Origin of the sequence: Microbacterium sp. C7(2022) (genome assembly GCF_028823665.1) — a bacterium.
Lineage (GTDB): Bacteria > Actinomycetota > Actinomycetes > Actinomycetales > Microbacteriaceae > Microbacterium.
This window is the reverse complement of the sequence record NZ_JAPEHV010000003.1, coordinates 45,232-58,851: the sequence shown is the minus strand read 5'-3', so window position 1 is coordinate 58,851 and position 13,620 is coordinate 45,232. Positions and strand designations below refer to the sequence as shown.

At 66.1% G+C, this 13,620-nt stretch carries 14 protein-coding genes and 1 tRNA gene; 12 read left to right on the top strand and 3 right to left on the bottom strand.

The window, feature by feature from the left end:
• Positions 1–32 precede the first annotated feature (32 nt).
• Positions 33–431, top strand: a complete 399-nt coding sequence (locus ON062_RS04495; protein WP_274645945.1) for a hypothetical protein — start codon at positions 33–35, stop codon at positions 429–431.
• Between the two features lie 28 nt (positions 432–459).
• Here the strand turns inward: ON062_RS04495 and ON062_RS04490 are convergent, their stop codons facing one another.
• Positions 460–1,413 carry an EamA family transporter gene (locus ON062_RS04490; RefSeq protein ID WP_274645944.1) on the bottom strand — a complete coding sequence of 318 codons (954 nt, stop codon included), beginning with the start codon at positions 1,411–1,413 and terminating at the stop codon, positions 460–462.
• 53 nt (positions 1,414–1,466) lie between these two features.
• Between ON062_RS04490 and ON062_RS04485 the strand changes: the two genes are divergently transcribed.
• Complete coding sequence (locus tag ON062_RS04485) at positions 1,467–3,836, top strand: MMPL family transporter (RefSeq protein WP_274645943.1); 2,370 nt, start codon at positions 1,467–1,469, stop codon at positions 3,834–3,836.
• Positions 3,833–4,411: an isochorismatase family protein gene (locus tag ON062_RS04480; RefSeq protein ID WP_274645942.1), complete on the top strand. Its 579-nt coding sequence runs from the start codon at positions 3,833–3,835 to the stop codon at positions 4,409–4,411. The genes ON062_RS04485 and ON062_RS04480 overlap by 4 nt, the downstream gene beginning before the upstream one ends.
• A 17-nt stretch (positions 4,412–4,428) precedes the next feature.
• Here the strand turns inward: ON062_RS04480 and ON062_RS04475 are convergent.
• Positions 4,429–4,504, bottom strand: a tRNA-Lys gene (locus tag ON062_RS04475).
• Positions 4,505–4,632: 128 nt separating this feature from the next.
• On the bottom strand, positions 4,633–5,295 hold the full coding sequence (locus ON062_RS04470) for a fasciclin domain-containing protein (RefSeq protein WP_274645941.1): 663 nt from the start codon (positions 5,293–5,295) through the stop codon (positions 4,633–4,635).
• Positions 5,296–5,515: 220 nt separating this feature from the next.
• Here ON062_RS04470 and sigK point away from each other — a divergent pair, with 220 nt between their 5' ends.
• The 9 genes from sigK (at position 5,516) to ON062_RS04425 (ending at position 13,581) form a co-directional block, all read left to right on the top strand.
• On the top strand, positions 5,516–6,118 hold the full coding sequence (gene sigK / locus ON062_RS04465; protein ID WP_274645940.1) for an ECF RNA polymerase sigma factor SigK: 603 nt from the start codon (positions 5,516–5,518) through the stop codon (positions 6,116–6,118).
• The gene (locus ON062_RS04460; RefSeq protein WP_274645939.1) at positions 6,115–6,963 is read left to right on the top strand and encodes an anti-sigma factor; all 849 of its coding nucleotides are present in this window, start codon (positions 6,115–6,117) and stop codon (positions 6,961–6,963) included. The genes sigK and ON062_RS04460 overlap by 4 nt, the downstream gene beginning before the upstream one ends.
• 34 nt (positions 6,964–6,997) lie before the next feature.
• Positions 6,998–7,636 (top strand): DNA-directed RNA polymerase subunit beta, encoded by a 639-nt coding sequence (locus tag ON062_RS04455; RefSeq protein ID WP_274645938.1) that lies wholly within the window; start codon positions 6,998–7,000, stop codon positions 7,634–7,636.
• A gap of 180 nt (positions 7,637–7,816) precedes the next feature.
• On the top strand, positions 7,817–8,704 hold the full coding sequence (locus tag ON062_RS04450; RefSeq protein ID WP_274645937.1) for an aminodeoxychorismate lyase: 888 nt from the start codon (positions 7,817–7,819) through the stop codon (positions 8,702–8,704).
• A gap of 28 nt (positions 8,705–8,732) precedes the next feature.
• A complete protein-coding gene (locus ON062_RS04445) occupies positions 8,733–9,539 on the top strand; it encodes a thymidylate synthase (protein WP_274645936.1) in 807 nt (268 codons plus the stop codon).
• The gene (locus ON062_RS04440; protein ID WP_274645935.1) at positions 9,536–10,048 is read left to right on the top strand and encodes a dihydrofolate reductase; all 513 of its coding nucleotides are present in this window, start codon (positions 9,536–9,538) and stop codon (positions 10,046–10,048) included. Before ON062_RS04445 ends, ON062_RS04440 begins: the two co-directional genes overlap by 4 nt.
• A 1-nt stretch (position 10,049) precedes the next feature.
• Complete coding sequence (locus ON062_RS04435; protein WP_274645934.1) at positions 10,050–10,814, top strand: SDR family oxidoreductase; 765 nt, start codon at positions 10,050–10,052, stop codon at positions 10,812–10,814.
• A gap of 31 nt (positions 10,815–10,845) precedes the next feature.
• Entirely contained in the window at positions 10,846–11,823 is a 978-nt protein-coding gene (gene dapA, locus ON062_RS04430) for a 4-hydroxy-tetrahydrodipicolinate synthase (protein WP_274645933.1), read from the top strand.
• Between the two features lie 81 nt (positions 11,824–11,904).
• Positions 11,905–13,581, top strand: a complete 1,677-nt coding sequence (locus ON062_RS04425; RefSeq protein WP_274645932.1) for a ribonuclease J — start codon at positions 11,905–11,907, stop codon at positions 13,579–13,581.
• Positions 13,582–13,620 lie beyond the last annotated feature (39 nt).

Genomic DNA, 13,620 nt, shown 5'->3' with positions numbered 1-13,620 from the left:
CCTCTGTTGCATTCCGAGAACGGTGGTGGATCATGCCCGAACACGAACTTGACGCGCTCCTCGAGATCTTCGCGTGGGTGGGGTTCGGGCTTGGATTTCTCCTCCTGTCGGTCGCCGTGATCATGTTCTTCGCCGACGGAACATGGCTGCCCGCCCGAGCAATGATCGAAGACGCGCCCACGGGGCGTGTCGCCCGGTGGTTCACCGAGCAGGGGTCTGTGGGGCACGCGCGACTCACCCATGAGCAGGAGCGGACGCTCGGCGGGGCGGACGAAGCCGACATCTACTATCGGCGCGGCGACGCCGGCCGCATGCGGCTCACCGCGTTCTGGCCCGCACTGCGCGCCGTGTTCCTCTTCGGCATCTCGCTGACCGGCCTGGGGATGGTCGCGGTGATCGCGTCGTGGGTCGTACTGTTCGCTAGGGCGTAGGGCGCCCACTCGGAGTCGCCCGGCGCAGTCACGCCAGGGCGAGCATGCCTCCGGCGAGGAGCGCGAGCACGAGGCCCAGCCACTGGATGCCCGCGACGCGTTCACGCAGCACGACGCCGGCCAGCAGAATCGTCCCGCCGGGGTACAGCGCTGTGAGCGCCGAGACCACCGTCAAGTCCCCCGTGCGCAGCGCGATCAAGAGCAGCGCGTTGGCCGCGGCATCCAACACTCCACATCCCACCGCGAGGATCACCGCTCGCTGGCGAGTAATTCTCACCGACAGGGTCTGCGTCGCATGCTCGACATCACCATGGCCGGTCGGGGTGCCGCCCAGGGGGATGGGACTGGCATCGATCGCTCGGGATGCCGCGCCGTCGCGCCGCAGGGCGACGAGCACCATGACCGCAACGATGGCCCCGGTCACAAGCGTGCTGGTGGCGCGCCCGGCAATGAGCGGTGTGAATCCGCTCGACGGGGACGTGTGGTCGAGGATGATGAGGAACCCGCCGATGGCGACGCCCGAACCGATGGCCATGATGACGCCCCGCAGGCTCGGGCGGACCACCTTCTCGCCGGGGATGAAGCCGACAAGCACGACAGCGACGAGCGCGATACCGAGGCCGGCGTAGCCGACTAGCGAGAGCGTTTCGCCCTTCGCGAGCAGTCCCCACAGCATCGGAGCGATCGCTGAGACCACCGCGGTCAGCGGCGAGAGAATGCTCATCGGGCCGATGGCCAAGCACGCGTAGAGCAGCATGAGCGCGACAACGCCGACAAGCCCTGCCCCGATGCCCCAGAGAGTGTCGGCCGCACTCCAGCTCCCGCCCCACGCGAGGTGCAGGAGCAGGAACGCGAGCAGCCCCGCGAACGCCGCCAGGCTCGTGACAACGATCGAGCGGAGGCGGCGCGCGGACAGGCCGCCCAAGAAGTCCGCCGCGCCGTAGGTGAGTGCGCCGACGAGGGCGAGAGTGGCGGGGATCATCAGACTCAGCATAGAGTTTTGCGAAAGCGGAGATTGCTAGATAAACTAGCGATATGCAGATGCCTCATCACGCCAGTGCCCAGCCGACGCGATGGTTGCGCATCGGGATTCCGGTCTTCCTCGTCTTGCTGTGGCTCGTGGGTGGCTCACTCGGCGGGCCCTACTTCGGCAAAGTCGACGAGGTCTCATCGAACGACCGGTCGTCCTTCCTTCCCTCGAGCGCAGACGCAACGCAGGTCAATGAGCGCCTCACCGACTTCTTGGGTGATGACAGCATCCCGGCCATCGTTGTGGTCGAAGGCTCGGGCGAGCTGACCGAGGACGACCTGGCGGAGATTCAGACGCTGTCGGATGACATCGCTGGGGTGCCGGGCGTGCTCGATGGGGTATCGCCGCCGATTCCGTCGGAGGACGGCGAAGCGGCGCAACTGTTCGTGCCGGTGGATGCCGCGGCCGACGTCGAAGAAGTGGTGGCCGAGATTCGTGCTCTCATCGCCGACGACCTGCCAGTGGGGCTCGAAGGCTGGGTGACAGGGCCCGCAGGCTTCACGGCAGACCTCGTCGAGGGCTTCCTGGGCATCGACGGGCTACTGCTCGGTGTGGCACTCATTGCCGTCTTCATCATCCTGGTGATCGTCTACCGGTCCCCGCTGTTGCCGATCCTCGTGCTGATGACGTCACTGTTCGCGCTGTGCGTGGCACTACTCACCGTCTGGTGGCTCGCGTATGCGGGCATCGTGGTGCTGAACGGCCAGGTGCAGGGCATCCTCTTCATCCTCGTGATCGGCGCGGCCACCGACTATGCGCTGTTGTATGTCGCGCGATTCCGAGAAGCGATCGCGACGGGTGCGCGTCGATGGGATGCCACGACCGCGGCATGGCGCGGGTCCGTCGAACCGATTCTCGCGTCGGGTGGCACGGTGATCGCCGGCCTGCTGTGCTTGCTGCTGAGCGATCTCGCAACGAACCGCGCGCTCGGGCCGATCGCATCGATCGGGATCGTGTTCTCCCTTTTGTCTGCGCTGACATTCCTTCCCGCGTTACTCGCGCTGTTCGGTAAGGCAGCCTTCTGGCCGTTCATCCCGAAGAATCCGACGCAAGAGATCCCCGACGATCTCACGCAACCCGTCAAGGGTCTGTGGCCGCGCCAGGCACGTTTCGTCGCCCGCCACGCACGCGTGGTGTGGATTGTCTGCACGGTCGTTCTTCTTGCGGGCGCGGTTGGCGTGACACAGCTCAAGGCCGATGGTGTGCCCTCGAGCGAACTAGTCCTCGGCACGAGCGACGCGCGTGATGGCCAAGCGGTCCTTGCCGATCACTTCCCAGGAGGCTCGGGCAGCCCGGTCTATGTGATCGTGCCCGAGGACGAACTCGCTGACACTGTTGAGGTGCTCGAAGCGAACGACGGCGTGGACTCGGTCGCGGTATCGAGTGAGGACTCGCCCACGGGTCAGGTTCAGGTGACCGTCGAAGGCGGCGAGCCGGTGTTCACCGCGGTCGGTCCTCCGGGAACCGAAGCCCCCGCGCCGACGGTGTCTGACGGCGATGTGCTGGTGACTGCAACCCTGACCGACACCTCGGACTCGATTGCCGCAGAAGACACGGTGCGTGAACTGCGCACTGACCTCGACGACGCGCTCGGCGCCGATGTGGCCCTCGTCGGCGGTGAGACGGCGACCGACATCGACACCAATGACACGTCGATCCGCGACCGCACCGTCATCATCCCGGTGATCCTGGTCGTGATCCTGCTGATCCTGATGCTGCTGCTGCGCTCGATCCTCGCTCCGGTCATCCTGATCGCGACCGTGATTCTGTCGTTCGGCACGGCACTGGGCGTAAGCGCGCTCGTCTTCAACGGGATCTTCGACTTCCCGGGGGCCGATCCTTCGGTACCGCTGTACGGGTTCGTCTTCCTCGTGGCCCTCGGCGTGGACTACAACATCTTCTTGATGTCACGCGTGAGGGAGGAGTCGCTCGTGCACGGCACCCGCAAGGGAATCCTGCGCGGGCTGGTGGCGACCGGTGGTGTGATCACGTCGGCAGGCTTGGTCCTCGCGGCCACGTTCGCCGCGCTCGGCGTCATCCCGATTCTGTTCCTGGTGCAACTCGCCTTCATCGTCGCCTTCGGCGTGCTGCTCGACACTTTCGTCGTGCGGTCGTTGCTGGTGCCGGCGCTGTCGTACGACATCGGGCGGGCAATCTGGTGGCCGTCGAAGCTGGCGCGCCGGTCCGCCGACCCGAACTCCGGAGATCCGACCGCAGATGGGCAGAATCCGGCGCTCCCAGGCGGCGACGGTGATGGGTTTTCCGGAGTTACGACCGCAGGGGGTGCGGTCCCGGCGTCCACCGATCCGGAACTGGTCGCCGAAGACGGGCACGCCCTGACACGCGGGGAGTACCGGCGTAGTCTCGATACATGAGCACCGCACTGTTCATCGTCGACGTTCAGAACGACTTCACCGAGGGTGGCGCTCTCGGTGTGCAGGGAGGGGATGCCGTCGCCGAGCGCATCAGCGCCTACTTGGCCGAGCACGCGGGGGAGTACTCCGTGGTGATCGCTTCGCGCGACTGGCATGACCCCGACAGCAACAACGGCGGGCACATCAGCGACCAGCCAGACTACGTCGACACGTGGCCGGTGCACTGCGTCGCTGACACGGAGGGCGCCGAGTACGACCCCGGGTTCGACACTGCGACGGTGACTCACCATGTGAAGAAGGGGCAGGGGGTGCCGGCATACTCGTTGTTCGAAGGGGTCACCGACGAAGACGAGACGGTGGCCGACATCCTCGACGAGCACGGCGTGCTCGATGTCGATGTCGTGGGTATCGCCACCGACTACTGCGTGCGGGCCTCGGCGGTCGATGCGATCGCCCACGGCCGGAGGGTGCGGATCTTCACGGACCTCATCGCCGGGGTCGCGGCTGAATCCAGCGAAGCTGCGCTGGATGAACTGGCGCACGCCGGTGCGGTCCTGGCCGAATCTGGCGCATAGCGCGCGTCGCGCGTGTGTGGTGGGCCCCGTGGGGCTCGAACCCACGACCCGCGGATTAAAAGTCCGATGCTCTACCGACTGAGCTAGAGGCCCTCGCCTTCCAGCCTAATGGGCGGTGAGGGGTGCTGCCGACACATGGACCGCACCCGCACAACGAGGCAGGCCGCCGTCTTCGTGAGAAGACGACGGCCCGGCACCCGGCTGTGAAGCAACGCCGCTGATTACATTTCGGGCAGCAGCACTGCGTCGATCAGGTAGACGGTCGCGTTGGCGGTCTGGACGCCACCGCAGATGACGTTGGCGCCGTTGACCATCAGGCTGTCACCGCTGCCGGTGACCTCGATGTCCGTTCCCTGCACGGTGGTCTGCATGCCGACGATGTCGTCGGGAGCGATCTGGCCGGGGACCACGTGGTACGTGAGGATCGTGGTCAGCAGGTCAGCGTCGGTCTGCAGCGTCTCGATCGTCTCGGCGTCGATGGCGGCGAACGCGTCGTCGACGGGAGCGAACACGGTGAACTCGTCACCGTTGAGCGTGTCGACCAGGTTGACGTCGGGGTTCAGTTCCCCGCTGACTGCTGCCGTCAGCGTGGTCAGCAGCGGATTGTTCGACGCGGCCACGGCAACCGGGTCTTCGGCCATTCCTGCCACCGATCCGTCGCCATCCGGCACAGCCTCGGCGTAGTCGGCGCACCCGGGGCCGACGAGGTTTGCCGCGGGATCCATCTCCATCGGCTCTTCAGCCTCTTCGGTCATGGTGACGTCGGTCTCGTCCGATTCGGTGGCCGGCGTCGAGCTGCCCATCGAACATGCGCTGAGCGCGAAGGTGGCGGCGACGGCGAGTGCGAGTCCGGTGGAGACGCGCTTCGTGGTGATGCGTGACATGACTTCCTCCTCTATGAGGCCCGGATGGGCCGTGATGACAGGTGCCCGGTGAGGGCTGCTTCCGCCGGGGGCGGTTACACAAGGCCATTCGGAGGGCACATGGGATCGGATTGGAGAACTGCGAAAAAAGTTTCCGCGAGCATGCTCGGCGCCGGAGGACCGCCTTTACCGCACCACCTGCCGCGCCGCATCCTTTCGTGAGAAATCCGTGCGGTACGGCATGCTTGTGCACATGGTCATTGACGGAATCGATGTGCCCGAAGACGGCGCGGAATCCGTCGACCACATTGGTGAGCTCCTGCAGCGCATTGCCCAGGGGGATCAGAACTCGTTCGCGCGCGTGTACGACCTCCTCTCGCCACGCGTGTTCGGCCTGATTCTTCGAGTGCTGGTCGACCGGTCGCAAAGCGAGGAAGTCCTCCAAGAGGTGTTTCTCGAGGTGTGGCAATCCGCTTCCAAGTTCGCTCCGAATAGAGGGCAGGGAAGATCGTGGGTTCTCACGATCGCTCACCGGCGCGCGGTGGATCGTGTTCGCTCGGCTCAAGCGAGCAGCGATCGTGACGTCCGCGTTGGGGTGCGCGATCTCGAGGTCGCCCATGACGGAGTTGCCGAACAAGTGGAACTGCGCATCGAGGGGGAGAAAGTGACGAACGCTCTCTCGCTGTTGCCGGATTCTCAACGCGAGGCGCTCACGCTTGCCTATTTCGGTGGCTACTCTCAGAGCGAGATCTCGGCTCTGGTGGGAGCGCCGCTCGGAACAATCAAGACACGAATGCGCGACGGGATGTCGCGACTGAGAATGGAACTGGGGGTGACGGCATGATCGAGTACGAGTTCGTGCAGCTCGCAGCCGGCTACGCCCTCGGAGCCCTCTCGCCCGAAGATCGCGAAGCGTTCGAGGCCGCTCGTGCGTTGCATCCCGAATGGGAGCACCATGTGCGCGCCGATCTCGACACTGCCGCAGAGTTGGCAGACGCGGTGCCTCAGGTGGCGCCGCCGCCTCACGTTCGCGCCGACCTGCTCGCGCTTATCGCGCAGACGCCGCAGGACGAAGGTTCGGGGGTGGATGCTGCGCCCGCACTGGCTACGGAATCAGACGAGCCCGTAACTACCGATGAGGGCACCACGGCCGAAGATGAAGAGCCCCGGGCGCCCATGCACGACCCGGCACCGACAACGGCCACGATTCAGACGATCGAGCGTCGTCGCTGGACGCGCGGCTTGTTCGGCCTCGCGGCATCCTTGCTCCTTCTTGTCGCGCTGGGCCTGGGCGCCGCAAGCATCGGCGAACTGATTGGCCCCTCGCCGGCAGTTGTCGCCCTGAATGAGATCGAGGCTGCTCCGGACGCCGAACAGGAGACGGTTGATGTGACCGGCGGCGGCACCGCGACCCTCCACTGGTCCAATTCTCTCGGGCGCGCAGTGCTGGTGTCCGACGGTCTGCCCGCCATCGCGGAGGACCAATCGTTCGAGCTTTGGTACATCCGCGGTGACGAGGCGCCGATCGCGGCCGGAACGTTTGAATCAGATCCGGATGCCGCGACCACGGCGCTCGTCGACGGACGCATGCAAGCGGGAGACGTGATCGCCGTGACGATCGAGGAGGCTGGCGGTTCACCCACGGGCGAACCGACGAGCAATCCGATTCTCGCGATCCCCACGGCGTGAGCCCCCGTCCTTAGCGGCGGTTAGCCTGGAATCGATGACCGACGATTCCCGCTCCTTCCACAAGCCTGTCCGGCGGCCCGCTGAGTTGTTCGACCGACTGTTCGCCGCGGACGACCCCGCCGAGGTCTCGCGCGTGGCACACTCCACCGCGCAGGCCCTGCTGTCGAGGGTGCGGGCCGAGCGCGACGATGCGGTGGTCGAGCGACTCATCGCCTTCACGACCGAGCACGGCATCGACGATGTCGCCGAACTCTGGTCGCGTTCGCCAGCCAAATCGCTGCCCGGGGCGCTTTGGCGCCTCTACCTGCTGCAGGTCATGATCCATGACGATGCGCGCACGGCAGCGCTGCTCTACGAGCGCGGGCGGCACGCACTGCGTTCGGCTGACGAGGTGATCGCCGGAGCGCCCGCACCCGCGGGGCCCGACGAGCTGGTCGCGCTCATCAACGAGATTCTTCGTGGTGCTTTCCAGGGGGACTTCGCGGTCGCGCTGGACCGGGCCGCTGCGTTCTGTCGCGTCGAGGCGTCCGGTGCGACCCATGTCGCCGACGACTATGAAGGCACCGAGCCGGATCGCGCGAGCGGCTTCACCACGCGAGCGCTGCGGCTGTCGACGTATGCCGAGGACCTCGCGGCCTGCGCTGCGTTGTGGCGCCGCGACTCGCTGAGCTGACCTTCCGCCGCGGCATGGCCCACCCGGGCAAACAAGAACCGGGCCGCAGAAACGCCTCTCGGCGCGAGGCCGCTCGCAGCGGCAGAAGTTGGAGCCCGGGGTTACTGCGGCCCGGCCGTACCAGTGTAACGCGCGCTCGCCGGAGGTATTCCCGAGGGGTCGGCGGCGTAGGCTTCCCCCATGAGTTGGCACTTCGCGCTGGTGATTGACCCCGCGGCATCCGACGATCGCCGTACCGATTTCTCCGACACCTTCGCTCCCATCGATCCGACGGCGCCCGCGCTGTCTGTCGGTGAGCTCAGCACTCAGCGCGGCGACGGCATCTTCGAGTCGATCGGGGTCGTGGACGGCCATCCGCAAGAGGTCACCGCCCACCTGGAACGCCTCGCGCATTCGGCCGCGATCTGCGCTCTCCCGGCTCCGCATCTCGACCAGTGGCGGCAGGCGGTCGAGCTCGCCGCGGCAAAGTCCCCGGCGCACGGGGAGGGCGTGATCAAGCTCATTCTGAGTCGAGGCGTCGAGCACGGGCCTGCGCCCACCGCGTGGGTCACCTCTGCACCCGCCGCCGATTTCACCGGGCCGCGCCGCGACGGCATCCGCGTCGTCACTCTCGACCGGGGTTACGCGCTCGACCTTCCCGCGCGCGCACCCTGGCTCTTGCTGGGGGCGAAGACGCTGTCGTATGCGGTGAACATGGCCGCGATCCGCGAGGCGAAGAGCCGAGGTGCCGACGATGCGATCTTCGTCACCTCCGATGGCTTCGTCCTCGAGGCGCCGACCGCCTCGCTCGTGCTGCGTGTGGCCGACCGCTTCATCACGCCTGCGCCGAACGGCGGCATCTTGCACGGCACGACACAGCTCAGCCTGTTCGAGCACTTGGCCGAAGGTGGAGAGAGCACCGCCTACGACACCGTGTCGGTTGACATGCTTCGCTCAGCCGACGCGGCGTGGCTGCTGTCGAGCGTGCGACTTGCCGCACCAATCAGCTCGATCGATGGACGAGAGATCGAGGTGGATGCCGCCCTCACGGCATCCTTCAACGACTACCTGCTCTCGCCCCGAGACTGAGTACGAGCCAGCCGGTAGTGTGGCAGCCGTGACCGCGATCCCCACTCCGTACGAAGACCTGCTGCGTGATGTGCTCGACCATGGCGTCCACAAATCCGATCGCACGGGCACGGGGACGACGAGTGCGTTCGGGCGCCAGATCCGCTTCGACCTGTCACAGGGATTCCCCCTCGTGACGACCAAGCGCGTGCACTTCAAGTCGATTGCCTACGAACTGCTCTGGTTCTTGCGGGGCGAGTCGAATGTGGCGTGGCTGCAAGAGAACGGCGTCACGATCTGGGACGAATGGGCGGATGAGCGCGGAGAACTGGGTCCCGTGTATGGCGTCCAGTGGCGGTCGTGGCCGACCCCCAACGGGGCGGCGATCGATCAGATCACCGAGGTGATCGAGCAGATTCGCACGAACCCCGACTCGCGCCGTCTCATCGTCTCGGCCTGGAACCCGGCCGATATCCCCGACATGGCGTTGGCGCCGTGCCACGCACTGTTCCAGTTCTACGTCGCCGACGGCAAGTTGTCGTGCCAGCTGTACCAGCGCAGTGCCGACATGTTCCTCGGGGTGCCGTTCAACATCGCCTCCTACGCGCTCCTCACGCACATGATCGCCCAGCAGGTAGGGCTCGAGGTGGGGGACTTCGTGTGGACGGGCGGTGACTGCCACGTCTACGACAACCACGTCGAGCAGGTGCGCGAGCAGCTCACGCGCGAGCCCTACGCGTATCCGACGCTACGGATCGCGCGTCACCCCGAGTCGATCTTTGACTACACCTTCGACGACTTCGTGGTGGAGGACTACCAGCACCACCCGGCGATCCGCGGCGCGGTGGCGGTGTGACCACCCGCTTCGGCCTGATCTGGGCGCAGGCGCGCGGGGGAGTGATCGGCGCCGACGGCGGAATGCCGTGGCACGTTCCCGAAGATCTGCGCCACTTCAAAGAGCTCACCATCAACACTCCCGTTGTCATGGGGCGTCGCACGTGGGATTCGTTCCCCGCGAGGTTTCGGCCGCTGCCCGACCGGCGCAACATCGTGGTGACGCGCAACGACGAATGGGCGGGCGAGGGCGCCGAGCGTGCCGACTCCCTCGATAGTGCGTTGGATGCCGCGCGGGAGCAGGGCAGTCCGTGGGCGTGGGTCATCGGCGGTAGCCAGCTGTTTTCCGACGCGCTCGCGCACGCCTCGCGGTTGGAAGTCACCGAGCTCGATCTTGACGTTGCGGGCGACACGTTCGCACCCGCGGTGGATGGATGGCGGGTGGCGGCGGTGGAACCCGCTCACGGGTGGCACACGAGTTCGAGTGGCATCCGCTATCGATTTCTCACCTACGAACCGGAAGGCAGCTGAAATGGCACGACGCGCTTTGATCACCGGCGCGAGTTCTGGACTGGGGGCAGAGTACGCACGCCAGGTCGCCGCTCAAGGGGGTGACCTCGTGCTGGTGGCGCGTGATGAGTCCGCCCTGGCGTCGCTGGCCACGGACATTCGGGGGCAGTACGGAGTCGACGTCGAACCGATGGTCGCTGACCTGCTCGACGCGGACGGACTCTCCCGGGTCGTCGATCGCGTTTCCGACGCCGATCGGCCGATCGGTCTGCTGATCAACAACGCCGGCTTCGGCCTGCCACTCGCCTTCGAGTCCAATGACATCGAGGACGAGTCTCGCCACCTGCGTCTCCACGTCGATGTTCCGATGCGCCTGACCCACGCCGCGCTGCGCGCGATGTTGCCTCATAGCGGTGGGCGCATCATCAACGTGGCGAGTGTTGCGGCATTCATTCCGCGATCGACATACGGCGCGTGCAAGGGGTGGTTGGTGAGCTTCAGCCGCTGGGCGAACGGACGCTATGCTTCGCGCGGGGTGACCGTAACCGCAGTGTGCCCGGGGTTCACCCACACGAACTTCCACGAGCGCATGGGCCTGCCTCCGGGCGAAGAGGGCGTGGCAGCGTGGATGTGGCTGGACGCGGAGCGAGTGGTGCGAGAGTCGCTCCGCGACGCGGCTCGGGGCAAGGCGGTCTCCGTCCCATCGAAGCGGTATGCCGCGCTGGTCGCGCTCACCAGGCTCGTTCCACCCTCGCTCGCAGCGAAAGTCGGCGAATCCGGGCGCTGATCGGCGTGCGTCGGGCCGGTACTGTGGAGTCGTGGCTCATAACGGCAATCCCTTCGGTCAGGTAATGGTTGCGCTCGTCACGCCGATGACGGCGGACGGCGAGGTCGATTGGCCCGCGACCGAGAAGCACATCGACGACGTCATCGCCGACGGTGCCGACGGCATCGTCGTCACTGGTACGACCGGTGAAACCTCGACCCTCACCGATGCGGAGAAGCTCCGACTCGTCGAGGTCGGCAAGGACGTGGCAGCCGGTCGCGCGAAGATCATCACGGGTGGTGGCTCGAACGAGACCGCCCACGCGATCGAGCTCTACAAGGCGAGCGAGCGTGCCGGCGCCGACGGCATCATGATCGTGACGCCCTACTACAACAAGCCCACGCAAGCGGGCATCCTCACCCACTTCCGGCTGGTCGCCGACGCCACCGACCTGCCCGTCATCCTGTACGACATCCCCGGGCGCACCGGTGTCCCGATCAAGTACGAGACGATTCTGCGTCTGGCGAAGCATCCGAACATCGTCGCGGTCAAGGACGCGAAGGGTGACTTCAGCGAAGTCAGCCGCGTTCTCAATCAGACGGATCTGCTCTACTTCTCAGGTGACGACGCCAATGTGCTGCCGCACCTGTCGATCGGCGCGAGCGGACTGATCGGCGTGACTGCGAACATCGCCGCACAGCCCTACCGCGTGATCGTCGACGCGGTGAATCGTGGCGATCTGGCCGCGGCCACGGCCGCGCACAAGCAACTCGAGCCCCTCGTGCGCGCCGTCATGACCCATGTCCCCGGCACGGTCTCGGCCAAGTACATCTTGCACGGCCTCGGCCGCATCTCGAGCCCGCGCGTTCGACTCCCGCTCGTTGGTCCCGAAGAGTGGGAAGCCGCGATGATCGAAGATGAGCTCGCCCTCGTGCGCGAAGTTCCGGGAGTCGATTTCTCGAACTTCCGCCCCGATCGCAACGCCGCCGCCGGTGGCGCACTTCCGAAGGTGTCCGGCACGACCAGATGACGCGCACCCCTCCGTCGCGCTCCCGCCGCGTTCGGACACACCCGTAGCAACCGGACGCACAGGCGCCCTGAGGAGAAGACCATGCCCACCACTGTCTACGACCCGCCCGAACTCGCCCCCGGAACGCTGCGGATCATCCCGCTGGGCGGCCTCGGCGAGGTCGGGCGGAACATGACCGTCTTCGAGTACGAAGGCAAGCTGCTGATCGTCGACTGCGGTGTCCTCTTCCCGGAAGAGCACCAGCCCGGCGTCGACCTGATTCTGCCCGACTTCGAACCGATCAAGTCGCGGCTGGACGATGTCGTTGCGGTGGTGCTCACCCACGGGCACGAAGACCACATCGGCGCCGTCCCGTACCTGCTGAAGCTCAAGAACGACATTCCCCTCGTCGGATCCGGTCTGACCCTGGCGCTCATCGAAGCGAAGCTCAAAGAGCACCGCATCCGTCCCTTCACCCTCACTGTCGCAGAGGGGCAGAAGGAGCAGATGGGGCCGTTCGACCTCGAGTTCGTCGCGGTCAATCACTCGATTCCGGATGCTCTCGCTGTGGCGATCCGCACGCCCGCCGGCACGGCTCTCGCCACCGGCGATTTCAAGATGGATCAGTTGCCGCTGGATGGCCGCATCACCGACCTGCGCACGTTCGCGCGACTCGGTGAGGAGGGCGTGGATCTCTTCCTCGTCGATTCGACCAACGCGGACGTTCCGGGGTTCACGCCGCTCGAGCGTGAGATCGGCCCGGTTCTGGATCAGGTGATCGCTCGCGCTCCGCGCCGCGTCGTCGTCGCGAGTTTCTCGAGCCACGTACACCGCGTACAGCAGGTGTTGGATGCCGCAGCCGCCCACGGTCGTCGCGTGGCACTCCTCGGGCGCAGCATGGTCCGGAACATGACGATCGCCTCCGATCTGGGGTACCTCAAGGTTCCCGACGGTGTGCTGATCGACTACAAGAAGGCGAAAGACCTGCCGGACGACAAGATCGTCTACATGTCGACGGGGTCCCAGGGTGAGCCCATGGCGGTGCTCAGCCGCATGGCGAACCTCGACCACGCGATCGAGCCGGGCCCGGGCGACACGGTGATCCTCGCCTCGAGCCTGATCCCCGGCAACGAGAACGCTGTGTACCGCGTGATTGACGGGCTCACGAAGCTCGGCGCGCACGTGGTCCACAAGGGCAACGCGCGTGTCCACGTGTCGGGGCACGCCGCTGCCGGTGAATTGCTGTACTGCTACAACATCGTCAAGCCCCGCAACGTGCTCCCCATCCACGGTGAGTACCGACACCTCATGGCCAACGCCAAGCTCGCTCAGGACACAGGCATCGACCCCGAGCGCACCATCCTGGGTGAGAACGGGACCGTCATCGACCTTCGCGACGGCGATGCCCACGTGGTCGGTCAACTCGACCTGGGCTTCGTCTATGTCGATGGGTCGACGGTCGGTGAGATCACCGACGCCGATCTGAAGGACCGCCGAATCCTCGGTGAAGAGGGCTTCATCTCGGTGATCGTTGTAGTGGATGCCGCCACCGGCCGCATCATCTCGGGTCCCGAGATCCACGCTCGCGGCTTCGCGGAGGACGACAACGTGTTCGAGAGCGTCAAGCCCAAGATCGCGGCGGCGCTCGAAGAAGCGGCCAAGTCGGGAGTACGCGACACGCACGCCCTGTCGCAGGTGGTTCGTCGGACCATCGGACGCTGGGTGAACCAGTCGCTGCGCCGTCGGCCGATGATCGTTCCGCTGGTCATCGAGGCCTAATCGGCGCGCCTCGGTCGCGCGCGAATCGTCGTGGTCATT

What these genes read in the sequence shown, in the direction of transcription:
- ON062_RS04495 (WP_274645945.1), top strand. Translation starts at nt 33, where the DNA reads ATGCCCGAACACGAACTTGACGCGCTCCTCGAGATCTTCGCGTGGGTG.
- ON062_RS04490 (WP_274645944.1), bottom strand. Translation starts at nt 1,413, where the DNA reads ATGATCCCCGCCACTCTCGCCCTCGTCGGCGCACTCACCTACGGCGCG.
- ON062_RS04485 (WP_274645943.1), top strand. Translation starts at nt 1,467, where the DNA reads ATGCAGATGCCTCATCACGCCAGTGCCCAGCCGACGCGATGGTTGCGC.
- ON062_RS04480 (WP_274645942.1), top strand. Translation starts at nt 3,833, where the DNA reads ATGAGCACCGCACTGTTCATCGTCGACGTTCAGAACGACTTCACCGAG.
- ON062_RS04470 (WP_274645941.1), bottom strand. Translation starts at nt 5,295, where the DNA reads ATGTCACGCATCACCACGAAGCGCGTCTCCACCGGACTCGCACTCGCC.
- sigK (WP_274645940.1), top strand. Translation starts at nt 5,516, where the DNA reads ATGCTTGTGCACATGGTCATTGACGGAATCGATGTGCCCGAAGACGGC.
- ON062_RS04460 (WP_274645939.1), top strand. Translation starts at nt 6,115, where the DNA reads ATGATCGAGTACGAGTTCGTGCAGCTCGCAGCCGGCTACGCCCTCGGA.
- ON062_RS04455 (WP_274645938.1), top strand. Translation starts at nt 6,998, where the DNA reads ATGACCGACGATTCCCGCTCCTTCCACAAGCCTGTCCGGCGGCCCGCT.
- ON062_RS04450 (WP_274645937.1), top strand. Translation starts at nt 7,817, where the DNA reads ATGAGTTGGCACTTCGCGCTGGTGATTGACCCCGCGGCATCCGACGAT.
- ON062_RS04435 (WP_274645934.1), top strand. Translation starts at nt 10,050, where the DNA reads ATGGCACGACGCGCTTTGATCACCGGCGCGAGTTCTGGACTGGGGGCA.
- ON062_RS04425 (WP_274645932.1), top strand. Translation starts at nt 11,905, where the DNA reads ATGCCCACCACTGTCTACGACCCGCCCGAACTCGCCCCCGGAACGCTG.